Here is a 22,859-nt window from a genome sequence, read left to right on the forward strand (position 1 = left end):
CCACCTTTCCTCGGTTGTACGGTCGAGGATCGGTCCGGCGGGGATAGCGCCGCGCTGCCCGGCGGCTAAGCCCGGGTTAAGGCCGCGGCGGCCCGAGCCGGAGCAGGACGACCGCTCCGCCGGCGGGTCCACCGTGCGATTCCAGCCGTCCGCCACTGGCCCGGGCGGCCCGGTCGGCGATGTCCAGGCCAAGGCCGGTCGATCCGGCCCGGCTGGCGCCCCGTTCGACCGCCCCGGCGGGCATACCCGGGCCCGAGTCGGCGACGGTCAGCACCACCTCGCCGGCGTCGGGGGCCAGCCGTACGGTGAACGGCGTCCCGTCGGGGGTGTGCGCGAAGACGTTGCCCAGCAGCGCGTCCACCGCCGCCGCCAGCTCGTCGTCGGTCAGCCCGACGGGCAGCGGGCCGGCCGCCAGGTCGACGGTGACCGTACGGCCGGTGTCCTCGGCGAGCACCGACCAGAACGCCACCCGCTCGGCGACCACCGTTGCCGCGTCGCAGCGGGCCCGGCCGTCCGGTGCCGAGCTGCGCCAGCGGGCCCGTTGGATGACGCCGGTGACCGCCCGTTCCAGGCCGTCCACCGCCGCGGTCAGCCGGCTCGCGTCGTCCGGGTCGCGCAGCGACTCGGCCTCCAACCGCAGCACGGTCAGTGGCGTACGCAGCCGGTGTGACAGGTCGGCCACCTGCTCCCGTTCCTCGCGGAGCAGCACCTGGATCCGCCCGGCCAGATGGTTCAGCGCGCCGGCGACCTCCCGCAGCTCGGGCGGCCCGGCCGGGGTGACCCGGGCGTCGAGCTGGGCGTTGGCGAGCCGGTGGGACACCGCGGAGAGGTCGGTGATCGGCCGGACCAGGGTGCGGGCCAGGCGGTCGGCGACGACCAACCCGACCAGCACCAGCAGCACCCCGAGCAGGGCCAGCACCAGCCAGGCCCGGGTCACCCCGGCGGTCAGCTGCGACCCGGGGACCAGCGTGCGGATCACCGCCGTCCCGTCCGGGCGGCCCTGGACCGCGATGACCACCTCGCGGCCCTCGTCCGACTCGGCGGTCAGGCTCTGCCCCCGCGCGGCGAGCGCCACCGCGGGCGTACGCGGCACCGGCGCGCCGAGCACCGTGCCGTCGGGCAGGAACACACTGACCGGGCGACCTGACTGGGTGGCGAGCTCCTCGACGTTCAGCCGGATGGCGTCCCGGTCGGCCGTGCCGACCACCGGCACCAGGCGCTGAGCGTCGGCGGTGGCCCGCACGGTCGCCCGGTCCGCGGCGACGGTGCGCAGCAGCAGCGCCAGCGGCACCAGGAAGGCGGTCAGGACGAGCACGCTGACGGCGGCGGCGAGCAGCGCCAGCCGGCCCCTCACCGGTCGGCTCCCGGCGCCTCCAGCCGTACCCCGACACCACGGACGGTGTGCAGGTAGCGCGGTTCCTGGGCGCTCTCGCCCAGCTTGCGCCGCAGCCAGGACAGGTGCACGTCGACGGTCTTGTCCGCGCCGCCGTACGGGATCCGCCACACCTCGGTGAGCAGCTCGCGCTTGGTGACCACCTGCCCGGGCCGGCCGGCGAGGTGGTGCAGCAGGTCGAACTCGCGCGGGGTCAGCTCGACTGGCACCCCGTCCAGGCTCACCTGCCGGGACCGCGGGTCGATCCGCAGACCGCCGACCACGAGCGTCGGATCCCCGGCGGTGGCGTCGGCGGCCGACCGGCGCAGCACGGCCCGGACCCGGGCGTCGAGCTGGGCCGCGGTGAACGGCTTGACCAGGTAGTCGTCGGCCCCGGCGTCGAGCATCCGCACGATCTCGGCCTCGTCGTCCCGTGCGGTGGCCACGATGACCGGCACGGAGCTGACCGCGCGCAGCATCCGCAACAGCTCCCGGCCGTCCACGTCGGGCAGACCCAGGTCGAGCACGACGAGGTCAGGCCGGTCGTCGAGCGCATCGCGCAGCCCGGTCATCGCGGTCGAGGCCGCGGCGACCGCGTGGCCGCGCTCCCGCAGGGCCCGGATCAGCGGGGTACGGATCGTCAGGTCGTCCTCGATGAGCAGCAGCCGCGCCACAGGTGGCACGTTAGCCGCCCTGGCCGTCCGGGTCAGTCCTCGTCCGCGGGCCGTGGCGGTCGGGTCTGCGGCGTCCGGGTCCGATCGAGCCCGCGCACATCACGGTTGGGTCAATGGTGCAGTTCGAGCTGGTCGGATCGAGAGCATGGCCGGGGCGGGCAGCCGGGCCGGGATGATCGTGTGGTTCGGCCGGACCAACGTCCCCCCGGCCGGCATCGATCTTGACAGCTGGTGAGAGGGGGATCACACTTCCGCCCAGCTGTGGCTGCCGAGGTCGTGCCGGGACCCCCACCGGGTCGGCCCTCGGGACCTCCCTGCCAGGAAGGACTCTCATGAGGAGTACAGGAAGATCAGGTACGCGTCGCTGGTTGGCGCTGCTCGCGCTGCCGCTGGCGCTCGCCGTCAGTGCACCCGGCTTCGCGAGTTCGATGTCGGACGGCGGGGTGGCCCCCGACAGGTCGTCGAGTGGCGAGCAGAACGGCGTCGGGCTGATGCGCATCGTGGTCGCCGACAAGTCGGGCATCGACCGGCTCAACGAGCTGGGTGTCGACCTCGCCGAGTACGTCAAGCCGGTCGACAACGGCATCGAGGTGCACGCGATCCTCAGCCCGGAGGAGAGCCAGGCGCTGCGGGACATGGGCTTCGACGTGCAGGACGCCATCTCCGACCAGAGCGACTACGCGGAGAACCGGGCTGAGCGGGCCGCCGCGATCCGCGCCGTGCAGTCCCTGGCCGCCAGCACCGACACCCTGAACGTGCTGCGGGCCGAATGGTTCACCAGCCTCGACAACCAGCTCTTCCTCAACATCGAGGTGAAGTCCAGCACCGGCGCCGACGCGACGACGGTGCTGACGGCGAGCTGGGACAGCGGAGCGGGCACCGAGATCGGCTCCGGCGGCACCGCCACCATGTCCCGGTTCACCGACGCCGGCCAGTACATGTACCACCGGTTCAGCAACCCGGTGGCCATCGGAGCCGCCCCGGCCAAGGCCACCATCACCAGCAACAAGGGTGGCTCGGTCACGGTCGACGTGAGCAAGTGGCTGGGCAGCCCGCGCAAGGCCACCGGTGACCACCCGTACGTGTCGGACTTCGTCGACCACTACATGGACCCGACCGAGGTCACCGCGCGGTTCACCTCGCTGGCGGCGGAGTTCCCGAAGCTCACCCAGCTGATCGACCTGCCGTACAAGACGAACGGCTACCGGCGCCAGGCGCAGGCGCAGTTCGGCACCGGCTCGGCGAGCATCGTCTACGTCACCTCGAAGGCGTACGGCTCCGAGGGCGGCAACGACATCACGATGTCGCTGGTCAACCCCGGCTCGGCGAACGCCCCGCTGACGGTCGGCGTGTCCGGCAAGGCGGTCACCGTGAGCCTGGCCACCAACGGCTCCGGCGCGATCACCAGCACCGCGGCGCAGGTCGTCGCCGCGGTCAACGGCAACGCCGACGCCGCCAAGCTGCTCACGGCCAGCACCTACCGGGGCAACGCCGGCTCGGGCGTGGTGGCCGCCGCCGTCACGAAGCTGACCGACAACCTGAAGGCCCCGGCGAGCGTGTCCCGCGACCCGTTCCAGATGAAGGTGCTGCGGATCGGCAAGCACCGGGACGGCTCGAAGGTCGGCGTGTTCCTCTACTGCCAGGAGCACGCCCGGGAGTGGGTGACCCCGCTGGTCTGCGTGGAGTCGGCCGAGCGGCTGCTGCGCAACTACGCGCAGGACCCGAACACCCGCAAGATCGTCGATGACCTGGACATCTTCATCCTGCCGGTGGTCAACCCCGACGGCGCGCACTACAGCATGTACGACTACAACATGCAGCGCCGGAACATGACCAACTACTGCCCGGCGGCGTCGGCGGACCCGGCCAACCGCAACAGCTGGGGTGTGGACATCAACCGCAACTTCTCGGTCGGGTCCGTCTTCGACGGCTACACCGGTGCGTCGGCGACCAGCTGCACCAGCGACACCTTCGCCGGCCCGAGCGAGCTGTCCGAGCCGGAGGCGCGCAACGAGGTCTGGCTGGTCGACAACTTCCCGAACATCAAGCTCTCGATGAACACCCACTCCTACGGCGGCTACTTCATGTGGCCTCCGGGGGCGTACAAGAGCGCCGGGCGTGAGGTGCTCCCGCGCGTGGACCAGGGCACCGAGGCCTACTTCTGGACCGCCTCGGACTACATCCTCTCCCGGGTGCAGGAATACCGGGGCACCGCGATCTGGCCGGGCCGCACCGGACCGGTGACCGACGTGCTGTACTCGGCGGCCGGCAACAGCGCCGACGAGCACTGGTACAACCGGGGCATCATCGGCTGGGACTTCGAGGTCGGCGCGGACGTCTACAACCCGGCGACCAAGCGGTTCACCGCGGTCGGTTTCCAGCCGCCGTTCGCCGAGGGGCACGAGGAGGCGATGGAGTTCGCCAACGGCAACATCGGCATCCTCGAGGTCGCCCGGGCGTACGCGACGGACAAGCTCCAGCCGAAGAGCACGGTGCAGATCGTCAAGCAGGAAGCGGGCTCGACGACCTTCACCTTCAGCACCAGCGAACCGGCGAACGTCTACTACACGCTCGACGGCAGCCGGCCGACGTTCAACTCGCCCAAGCTGGCCCTCGCCGGCATGCGGGAGGGCGTGCAGAACCTCACGGTGAACCGCGGCACCACCGTCAACTGGTTCTCGGTCGACATCGCCGGCAACGTGGAGAGCAACTACAAGCCGGACGGCAACGGCAAGAACTACAACAAGCAGACCGTATCCGTCCAGTAACCGGTCTCGATCGAACAGCGGTGGCCGTCGACCCCGGGTCGGCGGCCACCGGCGTAATCCCAGCGGCTTCGCCTTCTCGCCTGGAGCAACCGATGCACACCCACACCCGGCCCGCACCCACGCTGCCGGTCGACCCGTCACGGGACGCCGCACGCCGGCGCCGGACCCTGCTGCTCCTGACCCTGATCCTGGCGCCGATGGCCGCGGCGACCCTGCTCGGGATGGCGCTGCTCTGGCCGGACGGAGGACCAGCGAACGGCAGCGCCAGCACGAGCGCGCGTAGCCTCAGCCATCCCGAGGCGACGGTGTTGAGCATCTCGACGTACGACTGCCCCGCCGCCAACCAGCGGCCCGGCCCCAACGGCCAGCAGCAGATGGTGACCTGCGCCTCCGTGCAGGCCCGGTTGGAGACCGGGCCGGAGAGCGGCGCCAGCGTAGTCGCCGACGTGCCGGCGGAGGCCTACCGCGCCGGCCTCGAACCCGGTGACCGGATCAAGCTGGTACGCGTCTTCAACCACCAGAGCGGCCCGGCCGTGTACGCCTTCTACGACTACTCCCGGACCCTGCCCATCACGCTGCTCGCGGCGGCCTTCGCCGTGGCCGTCATCGCGGTGGCCCGGATGCGCGGGCTGAAAGCCCTGATCGGGCTCGGCTTCGCCTATCTGGTCCTCGTCAGGTTCATGCTGCCCGCGTTGCTGGCCGGTGAATCCGGCCTACTGGTCGGCGTGGTCGGCTCGGCGGCGATCATGTTCGTCGTCCTCTACCTGGCCCACGGCTTCTCGGCCCGCACCACCACCGCGCTGATCGGTACGCTGTTCGGTCTGCTGGCCACGGCCGGTATCGGTTCCTGGGCCACCACCGCCGCCCACCTGACGGGCCTCGGTGACAACGACAGCAAGGCGCTCGCCCTCTTCGACACCCGGATCAGCCTGCCGGAGATCGTGCTCTGCGGCGTCATCGTGGCCGGACTCGGCGTGCTCAACGACGTCACCATCACCCAGTCCTCGGCCGTGTGGGAGCTGCACGAACTGGGCTCGGACAGCTCCGCCCGCGCACTGTTCGCCAGCGCCATGCGGATCGGCCGCGACCACATCGCCTCGACCGTCTACACCATGGCCTTCGCCTACGCCGGGGCTGCCCTGCCCATCATGTTGTTGATCAACGCCTACGACCGCCCGCTGCTCAACGTGCTCACCACGGCCCAGATCGCCGAGGAGATCGTCCGGACGCTGGTCGCCTCCATCGGTTTGGTACTCGCGATCCCGCTGACCACGGCGGTGGCCGTCGCGGTCGTCAAGGCCGTCGGCGCCGCCGCCCCGTCCAGCCCCGGCCCGATCCCCGGCGAGGCGCCGACCCCCACCGGCGTCGCCGGATGACCCACCCCTGCCGAACGCCCACGCCGTCGTCGAATCCTCGCCGGCTCCTTTAACGTTCCCCGGTGCCGGCCTTAACCCTCCTTCGGGGAGACTCGCTGCATGGGCCGTCGTCCAGTTCTCGCCGCCGTCGGCTGGTTGGCCACCACCGTCGCCGCCACGCTCGTCGGGCTGGGCGCGATCCGGCTGGTCGGGGAGGGCATCACCGGCACCCCGGGGGGCGTACGCGACCAGCGGGACGTCGCCCGCGCGCTCGCCTCACCCGAGCCGACACCCCTCACCTCGACCCCCGGACCGGCCGGAAGCCCGACCCCGCCGGCCACCCCGGCGAACCGCACGCCGAGCGGCAGCCCGGCCGACGCCGCGACCCGGCGAACCTTCGCCACCCCCGGCGGTACCGCCCTGGCGGAATGCGGGCCGGCCGGGGTCCGCCTGGTCCTCTGGACACCGGCCCAGGGCTACCGGATCAAGGACGCCGACCGGGGGCCGGACGACCACGTCGAGGTCCGGTTCGTCGGCCCGAGGGGCGAGTACGAGTTGAAGCTGCGGTGTGCCGGTGGGCGACCGGTGGCGCAGCGCCACGACTGAGTCCACCCGCGACCGGGCCGGTCGGTGGGCCGCACGAGGGGCGGTATGGCCGAATCGGTCGATCCGTGGCAGCATCGCGCGGTGCGCCTCCACCGCCTGTTCGCCGTGGTCACGGCCGGCCTCGCCCTCGCCCATCTGGTCGGGCGGTGGTACACCTCGCCGATTCTGCCGGCCGCGCACGCCCTCGCCTGGTTCGCCGCCGCCGCCCTCGCGCTGGCCCTGCCCGACCTGGCCCCACGCACCCGGTACGGGCTGGCGCTCGCCGGGGTGGCCCTCGGCGCGTTGGTGCTGCCGTCGGCCGGGACCGGGCCGGGCATCCAGTTCCTGTCGCCGGCACCGCCCGATCCCGGGCTCACCGGCGAGCCGCTCCGGCGGTGGCCCCTGCTGGTCGTGGCCGGGGTCGGGCTCGCCCTCGCGGTGTCCGCCCTGCCTCGACGGGCGGCCGACCGGCGGCGCACGGCCGTGGCCGTCGCGCTGGCCCTGGTGGCGGGCGGGCTCGCCCTGGCGTCCGGCCGGGCCGACGTGCTGCCCGCGTACGCGGTGCTGGTCGGCCTGGCCGTGCTGGCCCTGGCCCGGTCCGGCGCGGTGGCGGTGGCTCTCGGCCTGGGCCTGGCGGCGGTGATCCTGCTCGACGGTCCCTGGCCGGGGTGGGTCCACGTGGCGCGCCCACCGTCCGATCAGCCCGGTCTGGAATTCCTGAGCCCGGCGGAGTTCCGGCGGCGGTTCGCGGGGGCGCCGTGGCCGGCCAGTGTGCTGATCGACGCGTTGCGGTTCGTGGCCGGGGCGTTGGTGCTGGCCGGATGCCGGTGGGCGGGGCGGGCGCGGGAACGAGCGCACGGCGCCGTCCGACCGGGGTCGTAACGCCGCCGCGCTCTGGCCGTCTCCCACCACCGCAGCCGTACGGCGGTACGTCAGCGGGGACTTGGCTCGACCGGCCCAGCGTGCACCGGTCCTGGGGCATCTGATCCCCGTCCCGGCGGGATCCAAACCACCGGCAGGTGGCAAATTCCACCATCTGCTCGGTCCGGCGTGACCGGCGCAGCGACCGGGTATGTGCACGCCATGGAGCATTTCACGATCGCGACCGTCGCCGAGAAGAGCCCGGACTTCCGCCGCGTGCTGTGGACCGGTGGGCACACCCAGTTGGTGATCATGACGATCCCGCCGGGCGGGGAGATCGGCGAGGAGGTCCACGAAGGCATCGACCAGATTCTCACCTTCGTCAGCGGCACCGGCGAGGCCCGGGTGGCCGGTGCGAAGAAGGAGGTCGTCGCCGGTGACCTGGTGGTCGTGCCGGCCGGCACGAAGCACAACTTCGTCAACACCGGCCCCAACCCGCTGGTCCTCTACACGGTCTACGGTCCGCCCGACCACGCCGACGGTGCGGTGCACCGGACCAAGGAGGAGGCGGAGGCGGCCGAGGCGGCCGGCCAGGACGAGCCGCCCACCGGCTGACCCCGCACGGCTGAACCGGGCGGTTCCGGGTACCCGGAGCGAATGCACCAGCCGGGAATCTCCGACTACGGATTTCTCTCCGACTGCCGCTCCGGTGCCCTGATCGGCCGGGACGGGTCGATCGACTGGTGGTGCCCGCACCGGTTCGACGCCCCGTCGGTCTTCGGCCGGCTGCTCGACCCGGCCGGTGGGCACTGGCGCATCGCCCCGCTGGCCGCCAGCCGGGTGGAGCGGGCGTACCGACCGGACACCCTGGTGCTGCGGACCGTGCACCACACGCCGGAGGGAAGCGTCGCGGTCACCGACGCGCTGGCCGCCGAGGTCGGCGCCCGGGCGCACGAGCTGGGCATGAACTCACCCGCGGTGCTCCTCCGGGTGGTCGAAGGGCTGTCCGGGCGGGTACGGATGCACCTCGACTTCGCCCCGCGACCCGAGTACGGGCTGCTCACCCCGTACCTGCACGAGCAGCCGGACGGCGCGGTGCTGGCCACCGCCGGCCCGGTCACGCTCGTCCTGCGCGGCACCGGCCAGACGCTCCGACCCGACCGCGACCGGGTCGCGCACACCTTCGAGGTCTCCGCCGGCCAGCAGGTCGGCTTCGACCTCGCGTACGCCCCGGTCTACGGGCACCCGCCGGCCCGGCTCGACCCGGTCAGCACCGTCGAGGAGACAGCGCGGGCGTGGGAGGCGTACCGGGAGACCCACCGCTACCCCGGCCACTATCCCGACCAGGTCCGCACCAGCGCGACCGTGCTCACCGGCCTGACGTACGCCCGCAGCGGCGCGGTGGCCGCCGCGCTGACCACCTCGCTGCCCGAGCGGATCGGCGACGACCGCAACTACGACTACCGCTACTCCTGGCTGCGCGACTTCTCCATGACCATGCGCGCCCTCTGGGTGGCGGCCTGCCCGCACGAGGCGTCCCGGCTGTTCGCCTGGGCGGCCCGATCCATCGGACGGATCGGCGACCAGCCGGTGCCGGTGCCGGTGCTGTTCGGGCTGGAGGGGGAGCGCGACCTCTCCGAGCACGACTGCGCGCACCTGCGCGGGTACGCCGACAGCCGGCCGGTACGCGTGGGCAACGAAGCCTGGCGGCAACGGCAGCTCGACGTGCCCGGCGAGGTGATCGCGGCGGTCTGGCAGCTGCACGACTACCTCGGCGAGACCCTCGACGAGGAGCTGCGGGAGATGGTGGTCGGGCTGGCCGAGCAGGTGGCCGCGACCTGGCGGCAGCCCGACCGGGGAATGTGGGAGACCCGGGACGTCGAGCGGCACTACCTGTCGTCCAAGGTGCTCTGCTGGACGGCCCTGCAGCGGGCGGTGCAGCTCGCGCCGCAGCTCGGGGGCCAGGCCGATCCGCGGCGCTGGGCGGGCATCCGGGACGAGATCCGCGAGACCGTGCTGCGCGAGGGCTGGCACGACCCGATCGGGGCGTACACCGGAGCGTTCGGCTCGCCCGAACTGGACGCCTCGGTGCTCGTCCTGCCGATGCTCGGCTTCCTGCCCGCCACCGACCCCCGGATGCGCTCCACCATCGAGGTGATCGAGCGTGAGCTGGGCACCGACGACGGTCTCGTGCGGCGCTGGAACACCGACCCGGCGGGCTTCGTGCTCTGCTCGTTCTGGCTGGTGGAGTGCCTGACCATGGCGGGGGAGTGGGAACGGGCCCGGGTGCTGTTCGAGAAGGTCCTCGGGCACGCCAACGACCTGGGCCTCTTCGCCGAGCAGATCGACCTGGACACCGGCGCGCAGCTCGGCAACACGCCGCAGGCGCTGTCGCACATCGGTCTGATCAACGCGGCCTGGCGGCTGACCGACCCGACCAGCGAGTGAGCTGTTACACCAAGGGCACGGCGGCGACGTCCACCGTCTCCGGGTACTTCAGCCCGGCGCCGGTGTTGAGCACCACCACCCGCTCGTCGGAGCGGATCCAGCCGCCGGCGCGCAGCTGCCGGGCGGCGGTCAGGCAGGCAGCCCCCTCCGGGCAGAGCAGCAGCCCCTCCCGGGCGGCGAAGTCGCGCAGGTCGGCGAGGATCTCGGCGTCGTCGACGGCGATCGCGGTGCCGCCGGTGTCCCGCAGCGCGGTGAGGATCAGCTCGTCGCCGAGGGGGGACGGCACGGTGATGCCGAACGCCAGCGTCCGGGCGTCCGCCCACGGGGTGGCGCGGGACTCGCCGGCCGCGAACGCCCGGACGATCGGCGCGCAGCCGGTGGACTGGACCGCGACGAGGCGGGGCAGCCGATCCTCCACCCAGCCCAGTTCGCGCAGCTCGTGCAGGGCCTTGTGGATGCCGATCAGCCCGACCCCCCCACCGGTCGGGTAGATGATCACGTCCGGCACCTGCCAGCCGAGCTGCTCGACGATCTCGTACCCCATGGTCTTCTTGCCTTCCAGGCGGTACGGCTCGCGCAGCGTGCCCGCGTCGAAGACCCGCCCGCCGGACTCGGCGACCAGCCGCGCCACCCACCGGCCGGCGTCGCTGATCAGGCCGTCCACCAGGCGCAGGTCGGCACCGGCCGCGACGCACTCCCGGCGGCAGATGGCCGGGGCGTCGAGCGGCATGGCGATGGTGGCGCCCATCCCGGCCCGGGCCGCGTACGTCGCCCAGGCCGCACCGGCGTTGCCGTTGGTCGGCATGGCGATCCGCTCGACGCCCAGCTCCCGGGCCCGGCTCACCCCCACCGCCGCGCCCCGGGCCTTGAACGACCCGGTCGGGGTCAGCCCCTCGTCCTTGACGATCAGTTCCGGGATCCCGATCTCGGCGCCGTACGCGGGGGCGCGCAGCAGCGGCGTCCAGCCCTCGCCCAGCGTGGTGACGAAGCGGGGGTCCGCCACCGGCAGCAGCTCCCGGTAGCGCCACAGGTCGGCCGGCCGGAGGCCGAACTGCTCGGGGGTCACCGACGCGGCCACCGCGGCCAGGTCGTAGCGGGCCAGCAGCGGGGAACCGCAGTCGCACAGGTTCTGCAACTTCCCCGCGGGATGCTCCCGGCCGCAGCGCGGGCACTCCAGGTGCGTCAGGTGCACGGACGGTCCTCAGCTCGTGTCGATGCTCAGCCAGTGTCGGCTGCGCCGGCCCGGCTCGTACGGGGAGTCGAGGCGCTTGGCCACCACCCCCGGGAGCCCCTGTTCGCGGGCGGTCCGCAGGGCGTCCGCGCCGCCACCCGGGAACCAAGGCGGAGTCTGCCAGTGCTGCCCGGCGAGCGCCAGACCGTCGAGCAGGTCGCGGCGTTGCGCGTACGGCACGTCGAGGCTGGCCACGCCCTCGAGCCAGAGCAGGTCGACGGCGAGGAACTGGCCGTCCCGCTTGGTGGGCGGCTTCACCCGCCCGCCCGGGTCGATCCGGACCAGCACGCCGTCCAGCACCGCCTCGTTCGGGGCCAGCTCCTCGGCCATCGCGCGCAGCCACGGGTACGCCCCGGTGATCTCCTCGTCGGTCCCGTCCAGCAGCCGCAGCCGGCCGCCCGAGACGTACGCCATCGCCCGCACGCCGTCCCAGCGCAGCTCGTAGCCCCAGGCGGCCTCGTCCTTCGGCAGCCGCCTGCCCGGGGTGGCGTGCATCGGGCGGACCAGCTCGGGCATCGGCGTCCAGCCCGCCGGCGCGGGGTCGGTGCGCCGGACCATCCAGTCCCGGCCCCGGCCGCCGGTGGCGAAGAGCGCGTACCGGCCCTTCGTCCGCTTCCCGTCGAGCACCACGATCACCTCGTCGTCGCGCCACTTCTCGGCGCGGTACGTCCCGGTGTCGTGGATGGTCATCTTCCCGCCGCCGTACTCGCCGGCCGGGATCTCCCCGTGGAAGGTGAGGTACTCCATCGGGTGGTCCTCGGTGTGCACGGCGAGGTGGTTGCGGCCGGGGTCGCGGGGCAGGCCGCGCGGGACCGCCCAGGAGGCGAGCACGCCGTCGTGCTCCAGGCGCAGGTCCCAGTGCAGGCTCCGGGCGTGGTGCTGCTGGATGACGAAGCGGAGCTCGCGCCGGCCGGTTCGCTTCGGCCGCGGGGCCCGCTCCGGCACCGGTTCGGGGGTACGCGCCGCGTCCCGTTTCCGCCGGTACTCCTCCAGCCGGTCAGCCACCATCGCATTCTCCGGTACGTGCCGCCCGGCCGCCCGCTACCTGCCACTTCTGTCCGTTTCGTCGGGCTCGGCCCCGGTCGGGCGGCATGGCCCGGGCGATCATGGGTAGAACAGCCCCCATGACCAGCCCTGAACAGCCCACCGCCCTGCTCCCCGGCGAGGTCCGGATGCCGCTGCTCGGTTTCGGGACCTGGCAGGCCACCGGCGAGACCGGGTACGAGGCGGTGCTCGCCGCCCTCGACGCCGGCTACCGGCACATCGACACCGCCACCATGTACGGCAACGAGCGGGAGGTCGGCCGGGCGGTCAAGGAGAGCGGGCTGCGCCGGGAGGACATCTTCATCACCACCAAGCTGCCGCCGGAGCGGGTGGGCCGGGAGCGGGAGACCATCGAGGCGAGCCTGACCGCCCTGGACACCGACTACGTCGACCTGTGGCTGATCCACTGGCCGCCGAACGGACCCGGCGAGGGCATACCGGTCTGGCGGGAGATGCTCGCCGCCCGCGACGAGAACCTGGCCCGGGCCGTCGGGGTCAGCAACCACAGCATCAGCCAGATCGACGAGCTGATCCAGGCCACCGAGGAGAATCCGGCGGTCAACCAGATCCGGTGGAGCCCGGCGCTGTACGACCGGCAGCTGTACGCCGCCCACCGGGACCGGGGCGTGGTGCTGGAGGGCTACAGCCCGCTCCGGGCCACCGACCTGGCCGATCCGGTGCTGGTCCGGATCGCCGCGGCGCACGACGTCTCCCCGGCGCAGGTGGTGCTCCGCTGGCACATCGACCACGAGATCGTGGTGATCCCGAAGTCGGTCACCCCGGAGCGGATCCGGACCAACGCCGACGTGTTCGGCTTCTCGCTGACCGCCGAGGAGATGCGCGACATCGACGCGCTCGGCAGCTGACCGCCGCGGAAAGGGGCAGCGGAGGGCCGGGTCCTTCTTCTACAGTGGCCGCTCGGTTCTCTTGACCAAGGAGCAGCGTGTCCCGCTTTCGCACCGCCCTGATCGTCGCCGCCGCCGCGCTCGGCGCGTCGGCCGTCCTCCCCGTCACCCCGGCTTCGGCCGACACCGTGGACAAGTTCGCCCACGCCATGTTCAACAGCAACGACGACGACACCGTGAGCATGACCATCGACGTGGCCAAGGTCGACGGGGTGACCACCATCGACGTGGACTGGCAGCAGTCGCGGTGCGCGCTGACCGAGACCGCGTACGTCTGCGACTCGGTCTACCGGATGGCGTACGACGCTCCGGTGCGGAACTTCTCGTTCTCCCTGACCGGTGAGACCCGGGTCCGGGCCGACGTGACCTACCGGGAGCTCCGGCGGCACTGCACCTACGTCGACGAGCAGGAGGACTGCACCGAGCAGGAGGCTGCTGGCAGCACGACGGTCGAGGTGACCTGGACCCCGACCAGCGAGCCCACCCGTGAGGTGTGGACCGATGAGCAGGGCGTGCGGCACGTCTCGAAGCGGATCGACGCGTCGGCGACCGGCAGCGGCTTCGGCCTCACGTACGGCCCGGCCGGCAGCTACGGCGTGGTGAGCCGGTCCCGGACGATCGACCCGGCCTGAGCCGGCGGCTGGATGCGGGGGCGCGGTCGGACGACCCTGCCCCCGCACCGTTCCGACCCCGGTCAGGACCGGGCGCAGGTGACGCCGTTGAGGGTGAAGCTGGTCGGGGAGGAGTACGTCCCGCTCAGCGTGCCCTGGTAGCCGAAGCTGGTGGAGCCGCCCGGCGTCAGCGTGCCGTTGTAGCTCAGGTTTCGCGCGGTCACCGCGGACCCGCTCTGCGTCACCGTGGCGTTCCACGCGCTGGTGATCTGCTGGCCGCTGGGCAGGTTGTAGTTGAGCGTCCAGCCGTTGATCGTGCCGGACCCGGTGTTGGTGATCTGCACATCGGCGGTGAAGCCGTTGTTCCAGGCGTTCGGGGTGTACTTCACCGAGCAGGCGCTGCCCGACGGCGGGGGCGTGGTCGGGGGCGGGGTGGTCGGCGGGGTGGTGCTGCCGCCGGTGTTGACGCTCTGCGAGAAGGAGTTCACGGCCAGGCCGACCCCGCCCTGCCAGGGCTCGAAGCCGGCCTGGATGCTGGTCAGATACCAGTCGCTGGTGATCGCCCCGCGGTTTCGGGTGTCGTTGATGAACGCCATGACGTCGAAGCTCAGGCTGGTGATCGGCGACGACGACAGGTACGAGATGACGTTGTTCGACCCGTTGCTGCCTCGCCAGACCTCCCAGCTCCGCCCGGCCACGTTGGCGGTGCCCACCGGCGAGCCGATCGGCTGGATCGGGCCCTGCCGGTTGAACCAGATCATGATCTCCATCTGGTTCACCCCGTCCCGCTTCGGCGTGGGGTCGAGCCAGATGTCGTACGCCGCGTCGTAGATGGCGCCGCTGACGTAGTTGTAGCCGATGCTGCCCGGGGCGCTGCTGATGTTCTTCACCTGGACCGGCAGGTTGGTGCCGGGCGAACAGTTCGTGTAGTGACAGCCCACGAAGATCGACGGGTACGACACCGGCGCGCCGCTGGTGTTCCCCACGCCGTCCTGCCGGGTGATCGAGAAACCGGTGGACGTCACGTTGATGCACTGCTGGGCGCTGGTGCCCCAGCGGTTGTTCTGCACGACGTACTTGCCGCCGATGGTGGTGGACCCGTACTGGTCGCAGATCTGGGTGTCGGCGGAGGCGTTACCCCCGCCGAGGATGATGGCGACGAGCGAACCGGCGGCCAGCAGGCCGGCCGCCGCGATCGCTCTCAGCGGACGCTTCATGATGCTCCTTGGCTTCGCAGCGGGGCACCGGGCTCGTGTCGGGAGACACGTCCGGGAGCGCTCCCAGACTCACCAACACATTGACATCTCTGAAACCTTTGCGCAACCGCGCCGTCCGTCCGGCGGTCGGCGCCGCCCGGCCCGGGCACCTGAGCCGCCGGCCGGCGTGGAAATCCCGTCGCGGGGATCGTCACGGCACGCCGAGGGGTGGGATGCCAGGACCGATGGGGCCTACCATGCATCGATCGCGGCGAGTAGTCTCTTGCCTCCAACGCGTTCCGAACCCCCTCCGGAGGCGTGACTGGTGGTTACTTTGCTTTCTAGAGCTGGCGGCAGTCGACTGCTGTGGATGGCGCGCACCGACCTCACAAACCGGTCACCGCTGCGGCGCCTTTGGGAGCCGCAGCGGTGACCGGTTTCACTGCACCTCGTGCGGGGTGGTGTGGCAGGCCGACGGGAACGCCGCGATCAACATCCTGCACCGAGCCGGCGACCCCGACATCGCCCTGCACACCCCACACCACCTGAGGAAGCAGGTCCTGCAGGACCGGACCGATAGCCACCGGACCAGACCGCCGGTCCAGGACTCCAGCCCGGTAGCCGAGCGGAGAGCGAATCATCCGAACCGCTCAGTAATGAGCAACTAGTAGGAAGCAGGCGCACAAAACGATGGGTGCTTCCTCCCTGCGCATCCTCGTCGTCGGCGCGGGCGTCGCCGGCCTCGCCGTGGCCAGGGCGCTGCGCATGACGGGGTTCCGGCCCGACGTCACCGAGAAGCTGCCCCCCACCGAGCGGGCCGACATCGGCCTCTACCTGCCGGGCAACGCGGCGCGGGCGCTGCGCCGGCTCGATCTGGACGGTCCGGTGCGCCCGCTCGGCCAGGTCATCCACCGCCAGCGCTTCCTCGACGCCGCCGGCGCGCCGCTCTGCGAGGTCGACCTCGACGCCCTCTGGGCAGGCGTGGGGGAGTGCCGGGCGCTGCCCCGCGCCGAGCTGCACCGGGTGCTGCTCACCGGGGCCGGCGGCGCCGTCCGGCACGGTGCCGAGATCAGCACCGTCCAGCCGCTGCCCGGCGGTGTCGCGGTCGGCTTCGCCGACGGCACCTCCGGGGAGTACGACCTGGTCATCGGCGCCGACGGGCCGCGCTCGACGGTGCGTACCCTGGCCGCGCTCGGTGGCCCGCCCCGCCCCGTGGGCCAGGTGGTCTACCGGGCGGTGGTCCGGGGCGGCCCTCAGGTCGCGGACTGGACGGCGCTGCTCGGCGACCGTGCCGGCATCCTGGTGGTGCCGATCGGCGCCGGACGGCTGCACTGCTACGCCGACGAGGCCGGGATGACCCTGCCGGCCGACCCGCTGGCCCGGCTGCACGAGCTGTTCGGCGCCTACGGCGGCCCGGTCCCCGAGGTGCTCGACGCGCTGGAGTCGGTGCACGCCGAGCTCACCGAGGAGGTCGAGCTGGGGCGCTGGTTCCACGGCCGGGTGCTGCTCATCGGCGACGCCGCGCACGCCACCGCGCCGACTCTCTCCCAGGGTGCCGCCATGGCACTCGAGGACGCCGTGGTGCTCGCCGAGGCGCTGCGGGCCGCCGACAGCGTGGACGCCGCGCTCATTGCGTACGAGAGCCGGCGCCGGCCGCGTACCCGGTGGGTGCGGGACCGGACCCGGGACCGCAACCGGACCCGCGACGTGCCGCCGGCGCTGCGCGACCCGTTGCTGCGCGGGCGCGGCGGGCGCATCTTCCAGGAGCACTACCGGCTGTTGGTGGGCCCGCTCTGAAATAGCTCCGCCGGGCGGGGGTGATCGTAGCCGCCGACCCCCGGCGGCGGTGCCACCTGCCGGGGACTATCCTCCTTGCGGATGACGGCTGCGCAGATGACCAGCGCTTGCCGAGCGGGACAACCCAGAACCGGAGGCCACTCGTGACCACCGTCGCACCCAAGCCGGTCGTGACCCGGCCCTGGCCGGTCCGCGAGCCGGTCAAGGGGTCGACCATCGCGCGGCTCCTGCGCACCACGGATGCGAAGCAGATCGGGATCATGTACCTGGTCACCGCGTTCGCGTTCTTCATGGTCGGCGGCCTCATGGCCCTGATCATGCGCGCCGAGCTGGCGCAGCCGGGGATGCAGTTCCTGTCGCCCGAGCAGTACAACCAGCTCTTCACCATGCACGGCACGATCATGCTGCTGTTCTTCGCGACGCCGATCGTGTTCGCCTTCGCGAACTACGTGGTGCCGCTGCAGATCGGCGCGCCCGACGTGTCGTTCCCCCGGCTGAACGCGTTCGCCTACTGGCTGTACCTGTTCGGCGGCACCATGGCCACCGCCGGCTTCATCGCTCCGGGTGGCGCGGCCGACTTCGGCTGGACGGCGTACACGCCGCTGAGCACCGCGGAGCACTCGCCGGGCGTCGGCGGGAACCTGTGGGTGATCGGCCTGGTCGTCTCGGGTCTGGGCAGCATCCTCGGCGCGGTCAACCTGATCACCACGATCCTGACCCTGCGCGCCCCCGGCATGACCATGTTCCGGATGCCGATCTTCACCTGGAACATGCTGGTCACCAGCCTGCTGGTGATCCTGGTCTTCCCGCTGCTGGCCGCCGCGCTGCTGGCGGTCGCTTCGGACCGCCTGATCGGCAGCCACGTGTACGACCCGGCCACCGGTGGCCCGATGCTGTACCAGCACCTGTTCTGGTTCTTCGGGCACCCCGAGGTCTACATCATCGCGCTGCCGTTCTTCGGCATCATCTCCGAGATCATCCCGGTCTTCTCCCGGAAGCCGATCTTCGGTTACAAGGGCCTGGTCGCCGCGACCATCGCCATCGCCGCCCTGTCGATGAGCGTCTGGGCGCACCACATGTTCGCCACCGGCCAGGTGCTGCTGCCGTTCTTCAGCTTCCTCAGCTACCTGATCGCCGTGCCGACCGGGATGAAGTTCTTCAACTGGATCGGCACCATGTGGCGGGGCCAGATCACCTTCGAGTCGCCGATGCTCTTCTCGGTCGGCTTCCTGGTGACGTTCCTCTTCGGTGGTCTGACCGGTGTGCTGCTCGCCAGCCCGCCGCTCGACTTCCACCTGCACGACTCGTACTTCGTGGTGGCGCACTTCCACTACGTGCTCTTCGGCACGATCGTGTTCGCCGTGTTCGCCGGCATCTACTTCTGGTTCCCGAAGATGTTCGGCCGGATGCTCGACGAGCGACTCGGCAAGATCCACTTCTGGCTCACCATGATCGGTTTCCACACCACCTTCCTGGTGCAGCACTGGCTGGGCAACGAGGGCATGCCGCGGCGGTACGTCGACTACCTGCCGGGCGACGGCTTCACCACGCTGAACATGATCTCCACCATCGGCGCGTTCATCACCGGTATCTCGACCCTGCCGTTCATCTACAACTGCTGGAAGTCGTACAAGGCCGGTCCGGTGGTCGAGGTCGACGACCCGTGGGGCTACGGCAACTCCCTGGAGTGGGCCACCACCTCCCCGCCGCCGCTGCGGAACTTCGACCGGATGCCGCGGATCCGCTCCGAGCGGCCGGCGTTCGACCTCAAGTTCCCCGAGCTGGCCGCCGGGGTGCAGAGCCTGGCCGGCCCGCCGGAGGGCGGCGCCAAGCCGCTGACCAGCGAGGCCAACGGTGGTGCCAGCTACGTGGAGGACACCGCCGGCAACCGCGACCAGCGCTGACCGCTCAGCGGAAGGGCCCTCTCTCCAGCCGGAGAGGGGGCCCTTCCGCGTGCTGGCCCGCCAGCTCAGGCCGGCGGGGCGTAGGTGTCGAGGAACCTCGTCACCCGGTCGCGGATCTCGACGGCGCCGGTCTCCGGGTCGAGCAGGCTCACCCCGTGGGCGCTGGTCGGCGCCAGCACCAACTGCCGCTGGGTGGTCTGCGGGGTGGTGGCGTAGAGCTGCCGGGCCGTCTCCGCGAAGCTCGCCTCCAGCTCACCCGCGCCGTAGAAGACCGGGGCGGTGATCTGGGGGGCTGCCGCGGCGGCGTCCGCGTCGCCGTAGCCGACCGGCGACGAGAGGGCGACGACCGCCACCGGCGGTGGGTTGAGGGCCGGCGTGGCGGCGAGCACCGCGGCACCGCCCATCGATCCGCCGGCCAGCACGATCCGGCTGGCACCGTCGGCCCGTAACGCGCCGGCCGCGGCCTCGACCTGCCGGCTCAGCGGCACCCCGTGACCGCGCGAAACCCCGGACCCGGCGAAGTCGAAGGCGAGCACCCGGTAGCCCCGGTCGGTCAGCTTCTGCCCGAAGGACGCCCACTGGCAGACGTCGCCGCCGGCCATGTGCGCCAGCACCACCCCGGTGCTGCCGGAGCCGAGGACGATCCCGCCCAGCTCGGCTTCGATCTCCGCGCCGAACTCGATCTGCCGGCCGCTGCCGGCCCACCCGGGGCAGGCCGCGCCCGCGTTGAGCCCGGTCGGCTCCGGCGCCGGCGGGTCGGCGCTGCAGGCGGCCATCCCGATCGACAGGGCGACGGCAACCAGGCGTAGGGCGGCGAGCTTCACGGGGACTCCTCGGGGGACGCGATGGAAGCGCTCCCATTGTGGCTGGCCGCGTCCTCCCCACGCGATCCCGCTCGCGACTACCGTGGCGAAGCTGTTACCGCCGGCCCGGCCGCCGCGTCGGTCGGCACCGGCGAGCCCGCCCAACCGTCGGCCGCCGTTCGCCGCTGGCGCAGCTCGATCGGGAGCACGACCAGGGCCACCAGCGCGCCGATCGCGCCGGTGACCGCGAAGCCCCACAGCGGTGCCGAGGCGTCGATCACCGCGCCGGCGAGCGGCGCCCCGAGCGCGATGCCGACCGTGACGGCCGAGCCGTGCAGGCCCATCGCCTCACCGCGTACGCCGGCCGGGGCGAGCCGGCTCACCGCGTCGGCGGTCGAGGCGATGGTCGGCGCGCAGAGCGCCCCGGCCGGGATCAGCGCCAGGCAGAGCAGCCACCAGTGCGCCCCGCCCAGCCCGACCGGGATCGTGGTGAGGCTGAGCGCCGCCATCAGGGCCAGCGGGGAGAAGGAGCGGGTGACCGCCCCGTACGCGAAGCCGCCCACCAGCGACGCCACCGCCCACACGGCCAGCACCGCGCCGGTCCACCCCACCTCGCCGCCGGCCCGCAGCACCGCGACCACCGCCACGTCGGTGCCGCCGAGCACCAGGGTGGCGGCCAGGCTCACGGCCAGCACGGCGAACAGCCGGGGAGTCAGCCACTCGCGGCGGGGCACCTTCCGGTACGCGCCAACCGGCTCGCCGGCGCTCCGGGTGGGCGGGTTGAGCAGCCAGAAGCAGATTCCGGAGGCGACGATCCCGGCGCCGACCGCCCACATGGTGAGGCGCGGGGAGACGGTGGTCGCCAGCGCCACGGCCAGCGCCGGGCCGACCATGAACGACAGCTCCACCGACATCGAGTCCAGCGCGTACGCCGGGCGGCGCCGTTCGGCCGGCACCAGCGCGGCGACCGACTGCCGGACCACCGAGAAGACCGGCAGGGCGAGCAGCCCGGCCAGGAACGCGGCCGGCAGCAGCACCGGGTACGACAGCTCCGGCGCGGCGGCCCAGAAGACCCCCTCGGCGATCGTGGTCAGCAGGAGCACCGGGCGCAGCCCGCGCCGGTCGACCAGCCGCCCGAGCAGTGGGGAGCCGAGCGCGGCGCCGATGGTCGACGCGGCGCCGACCAGCCCGGCCGCGCCGTACCCCCGGCCGAGGTCGAGGACGACGTGGAAGGTGAGCGTCACCCCGGTCGCGGTGAGTGGGATGCGGGCCAGCACCGACACCAGCAGCAGCGACCGGAGACCGGGCAGGGCGAGCGCCTGCCGGTAAGGCTTCAAGTTCACGACGGTCCGTACCTCCGGCGGCAATACTCAGGCCGGGGTACGACAGTCGCAAGCGATTACCCGATCAAGCGGCCCTGATCACAGGCTTGCCGACCAGGGCGACTCCGGCGCCGTCCATCGCCCGCAGCGCCACGTCCAGCGTCTGCGGCGCGACCGCGGCGGTGAGGTCCAGCAGCACGGTCGTCCGGAAGCCCTCCCGGGCGGAGTCCAGGGCGGTCGCCCGCACGCAGTGGTCGGTCGCGATCCCGACCACGTCCACCCGGTCGACGTCGTGCCGGCGCAGCCAGTCGGCCAGGCACTCGCCGTCCTGCGCGTGCCCCTCGAACCCCGAGTACGCGGCCGCGTGCTCGCCCTTGTGGAAGATCGCCTCGATCCGGTCCGTCGCCAGGTCGGGGTGGAACTCGGACCCCGGGGTGCCGACCACGCAGTGCCGTGGCCAGGAGTCGACGAAGTCCGGCGGATCGCCGAAGTGGGCACCCGGGTCGACGTGGTAGTCCTTCGTCGCCACCACCCGGTCCCACCGGCCCGGCTCGGCGGCGAGCAGCCGGGAGATGCCGGCCGCCACGCCCGCGCCGCCGGCCACCGCGAGGGAGCCGCCCTCGCAGAAGTCGTTCTGCACGTCCACGATGATCAACGCGTTTGTCACGTCGGTGGTCCTCCTCAGTTCGCGGGTTCGACGGTCACCGGAACGGCCGGGTCGCCGCCGGAGAGCTTCAGGCCCTCCCACGGGATGGAGATCAGGCACTGCCGCAGGTGCTCCCGCGACTCGTCGAGGGTGGGCCGCGCGACCGGCTCGCCGTCGACGATGAAGGAGCGCTGGAGCAGCCGGTCGTTCGGCTGCCGGTCGGGCACCCCCTGCGGCACGACGACCTCCTCGGTGGCGGTGCCGCTCGGCTTGTGCCGGCGCACGGCGACCTTCCGGCCGCCGATGGTGGCCTTCTGCTCCGAGCGCTTGACCACCGCCCGCCCGTCGACCTCGACCAGCTTGTAGACCAGGCCGGCGGTCGGCGCGCCGGAGCCGGTCACCACGGCGGTGCCGGCGCCGTACATGTCGACCGGCTCGGCGGCGAGCGCCGCGATCGCGTACTCGTCGAGGTCGCCCGAGACAATGATCTTGGTCTCGGTGGCGCCGAGCGAGTCGAGCAGCTCCCGGCACTGCTGGGCGATCACCGCCAGGTCACCCGAGTCGATCCGGACCGCCCGCAGCTCCGGCCCGGCCACCGCGATCGCGTTGCGGATGCCCTCGGTGATGTCGTACGTGTCGACCAGCAGCGTGGTGTCCTTGCCCAGCGTGGCGACCTGCGACGCGAACGCCGCCTGCTCGTCGTCGTGCAGCAGGGTGAAGGCGTGCGCGGCGGTGCCGGCGGTCGGGATGCCGTACCGCTGGCCGGCGGCCAGATTGGAGGTGAACCGGAAGCCGGCCAGGTACGCCGCCCGGGCCGCGGCCACCGCCGCCTCCTCGTGCGCCCGCCGGGAGCCCATCTCGATCAGCGTCCGGCCCCGGGCGGCGGTGACCATCCGGGCGGCCGCCGCGGCGACCGCGCAGTCGTGGTTGAGCACCGACAGCACCAGCGTCTCCAGCACCACGCACTCGGCGAAGCCGCCGGAGACGGTGAGGATCGGGGAGTTGGGGAAGAAGAGCTCGCCCTCGGCGTACCCGTCGACGTCGCCGGTGAACCGGTAGTTGGCCAGCCACTCGGCGGCCCGGTCGTCCACCACCCCGGTGCGGCGCAGGAAGTCGACCTCCTCGGCGTCGAACCGGAAGTCGCGGATCAGCTCGATCAGCCGGCCGGTCCCCGCCACCACGCCGTACCGCCGGCCCGCCGGCAGCCGCCGGGTGAACACCTCGAAGACGCAGCGGCGGTCGGCGGTGCCGTCCCGCAGGGCGGCGCTGACCATGGTCAGCTCGTAGTGGTCGGTCAGCAGCGCGGGGCGAAGGGCGATCACGGCTCCAGCCTAGAG

The 22,859-nt window shown here is 72.4% G+C and carries 20 protein-coding genes; 11 read left to right on the forward strand and 9 right to left on the reverse strand.

Annotation, left to right across the window (positions count from 1 at the left end; all coding sequences use genetic code 11):
• Window positions 1-76: 76 nt before the first annotated feature.
• Together ABZ570_RS06765 and ABZ570_RS06770 are read right to left on the reverse strand one after the other, a co-directional pair.
• Window positions 77-1,354 (reverse strand): HAMP domain-containing sensor histidine kinase, encoded by a 1,278-nt coding sequence (locus tag ABZ570_RS06765; protein ID WP_358057917.1) that lies wholly within the window; start codon window positions 1,352-1,354, stop codon window positions 77-79.
• Window positions 1,351-2,046 carry a response regulator transcription factor gene (locus ABZ570_RS06770; protein WP_358057920.1) on the reverse strand — a complete coding sequence of 232 codons (696 nt, stop codon included), beginning with the start codon at window positions 2,044-2,046 and terminating at the stop codon, window positions 1,351-1,353. The genes ABZ570_RS06765 and ABZ570_RS06770 overlap by 4 nt, the downstream gene beginning before the upstream one ends.
• Window positions 2,047-2,378: 332 nt before the next feature.
• Here ABZ570_RS06770 and ABZ570_RS06775 point away from each other — a divergent pair, with 332 nt between their 5' ends.
• The 6 genes from ABZ570_RS06775 to ABZ570_RS06800 all read left to right on the forward strand — a co-directional run bounded on the left by ABZ570_RS06775 (window position 2,379) and on the right by ABZ570_RS06800 (window position 10,063).
• Complete coding sequence (locus ABZ570_RS06775; RefSeq protein WP_358057923.1) at window positions 2,379-4,814, forward strand: M14 family zinc carboxypeptidase; 2,436 nt, start codon at window positions 2,379-2,381, stop codon at window positions 4,812-4,814.
• A 92-nt stretch (window positions 4,815-4,906) separates the two neighbouring features.
• On the forward strand, window positions 4,907-6,190 hold the full coding sequence (locus tag ABZ570_RS06780; protein WP_358057926.1) for a YibE/F family protein: 1,284 nt from the start codon (window positions 4,907-4,909) through the stop codon (window positions 6,188-6,190).
• A gap of 99 nt (window positions 6,191-6,289) precedes the next feature.
• Window positions 6,290-6,775, forward strand: coding sequence for a septum formation initiator (locus tag ABZ570_RS06785; RefSeq protein ID WP_358057929.1), 486 nt, complete (start codon window positions 6,290-6,292; stop codon window positions 6,773-6,775).
• Window positions 6,776-6,856: 81 nt separating this feature from the next.
• Window positions 6,857-7,636 carry a hypothetical protein gene (locus tag ABZ570_RS06790; RefSeq protein WP_358057932.1) on the forward strand — a complete coding sequence of 260 codons (780 nt, stop codon included), beginning with the start codon at window positions 6,857-6,859 and terminating at the stop codon, window positions 7,634-7,636.
• Window positions 7,637-7,837: 201 nt separating this feature from the next.
• Entirely contained in the window at window positions 7,838-8,230 is a 393-nt protein-coding gene (locus tag ABZ570_RS06795) for a cupin domain-containing protein (protein ID WP_358057935.1), read from the forward strand.
• Window positions 8,231-8,272: 42 nt separating this feature from the next.
• Window positions 8,273-10,063: a glycoside hydrolase family 15 protein gene (locus ABZ570_RS06800; protein ID WP_358057938.1), complete on the forward strand. Its 1,791-nt coding sequence runs from the start codon at window positions 8,273-8,275 to the stop codon at window positions 10,061-10,063.
• Between the two features lie 4 nt (window positions 10,064-10,067).
• On the opposite strand, the gene ABZ570_RS06805 is transcribed toward ABZ570_RS06800, so the two are convergent.
• Entirely contained in the window at window positions 10,068-11,255 is a 1,188-nt protein-coding gene (locus ABZ570_RS06805) for a threonine synthase (RefSeq protein ID WP_358057941.1), read from the reverse strand.
• Between the two features lie 9 nt (window positions 11,256-11,264).
• Window positions 11,265-12,299, reverse strand: coding sequence for a DNA polymerase ligase N-terminal domain-containing protein (locus ABZ570_RS06810; RefSeq protein WP_358058108.1), 1,035 nt, complete (start codon window positions 12,297-12,299; stop codon window positions 11,265-11,267).
• A gap of 119 nt (window positions 12,300-12,418) precedes the next feature.
• On the opposite strand from ABZ570_RS06810, the gene ABZ570_RS06815 reads away from it, so the two are divergent.
• On the forward strand, window positions 12,419-13,204 hold the full coding sequence (locus tag ABZ570_RS06815) for an aldo/keto reductase (protein WP_358057944.1): 786 nt from the start codon (window positions 12,419-12,421) through the stop codon (window positions 13,202-13,204).
• Between the two features lie 77 nt (window positions 13,205-13,281).
• Window positions 13,282-13,875: a hypothetical protein gene (locus ABZ570_RS06820; protein WP_358057947.1), complete on the forward strand. Its 594-nt coding sequence runs from the start codon at window positions 13,282-13,284 to the stop codon at window positions 13,873-13,875.
• A gap of 62 nt (window positions 13,876-13,937) precedes the next feature.
• Here ABZ570_RS06820 and ABZ570_RS06825 read toward each other — a convergent pair whose 3' ends face one another.
• Window positions 13,938-15,071 carry a cellulose binding domain-containing protein gene (locus tag ABZ570_RS06825; protein WP_358057950.1) on the reverse strand — a complete coding sequence of 378 codons (1,134 nt, stop codon included), beginning with the start codon at window positions 15,069-15,071 and terminating at the stop codon, window positions 13,938-13,940.
• A 236-nt stretch (window positions 15,072-15,307) separates the two neighbouring features.
• Between ABZ570_RS06825 and ABZ570_RS06830 the strand changes: the two genes are divergently transcribed.
• The 3 genes from ABZ570_RS06830 to ctaD all read left to right on the forward strand — a co-directional run bounded on the left by ABZ570_RS06830 (window position 15,308) and on the right by ctaD (window position 18,751).
• Window positions 15,308-15,718: a zinc ribbon domain-containing protein gene (locus tag ABZ570_RS06830; protein ID WP_358057953.1), complete on the forward strand. Its 411-nt coding sequence runs from the start codon at window positions 15,308-15,310 to the stop codon at window positions 15,716-15,718.
• 22 nt (window positions 15,719-15,740) lie between these two features.
• A complete protein-coding gene (locus ABZ570_RS06835; protein ID WP_358057956.1) occupies window positions 15,741-16,847 on the forward strand; it encodes an FAD-dependent monooxygenase in 1,107 nt (368 codons plus the stop codon).
• A gap of 143 nt (window positions 16,848-16,990) precedes the next feature.
• Window positions 16,991-18,751, forward strand: coding sequence for a cytochrome c oxidase subunit I (gene ctaD, locus ABZ570_RS06840; protein WP_358057959.1), 1,761 nt, complete (start codon window positions 16,991-16,993; stop codon window positions 18,749-18,751).
• A 65-nt stretch (window positions 18,752-18,816) separates the two neighbouring features.
• Here ctaD and ABZ570_RS06845 read toward each other — a convergent pair whose 3' ends face one another.
• The 4 genes from ABZ570_RS06845 to ABZ570_RS06860 form a co-directional block, all read right to left on the reverse strand.
• Complete coding sequence (locus tag ABZ570_RS06845) at window positions 18,817-19,575, reverse strand: alpha/beta hydrolase (protein WP_358057962.1); 759 nt, start codon at window positions 19,573-19,575, stop codon at window positions 18,817-18,819.
• A 77-nt stretch (window positions 19,576-19,652) separates the two neighbouring features.
• Window positions 19,653-20,921 carry an MFS transporter gene (locus ABZ570_RS06850; RefSeq protein WP_358057965.1) on the reverse strand — a complete coding sequence of 423 codons (1,269 nt, stop codon included), beginning with the start codon at window positions 20,919-20,921 and terminating at the stop codon, window positions 19,653-19,655.
• Between the two features lie 40 nt (window positions 20,922-20,961).
• Window positions 20,962-21,543 (reverse strand): isochorismatase family protein, encoded by a 582-nt coding sequence (locus tag ABZ570_RS06855; protein WP_358057968.1) that lies wholly within the window; start codon window positions 21,541-21,543, stop codon window positions 20,962-20,964.
• A gap of 14 nt (window positions 21,544-21,557) precedes the next feature.
• Window positions 21,558-22,844, reverse strand: coding sequence for a nicotinate phosphoribosyltransferase (locus ABZ570_RS06860; protein ID WP_358057971.1), 1,287 nt, complete (start codon window positions 22,842-22,844; stop codon window positions 21,558-21,560).
• Window positions 22,845-22,859: the final 15 nt, after the last annotated feature.

It is taken from the genome of Micromonospora sp. NPDC007271 (assembly GCF_040634005.1).
In the GTDB taxonomy this organism is placed as follows: domain Bacteria; phylum Actinomycetota; class Actinomycetes; order Mycobacteriales; family Micromonosporaceae; genus Micromonospora.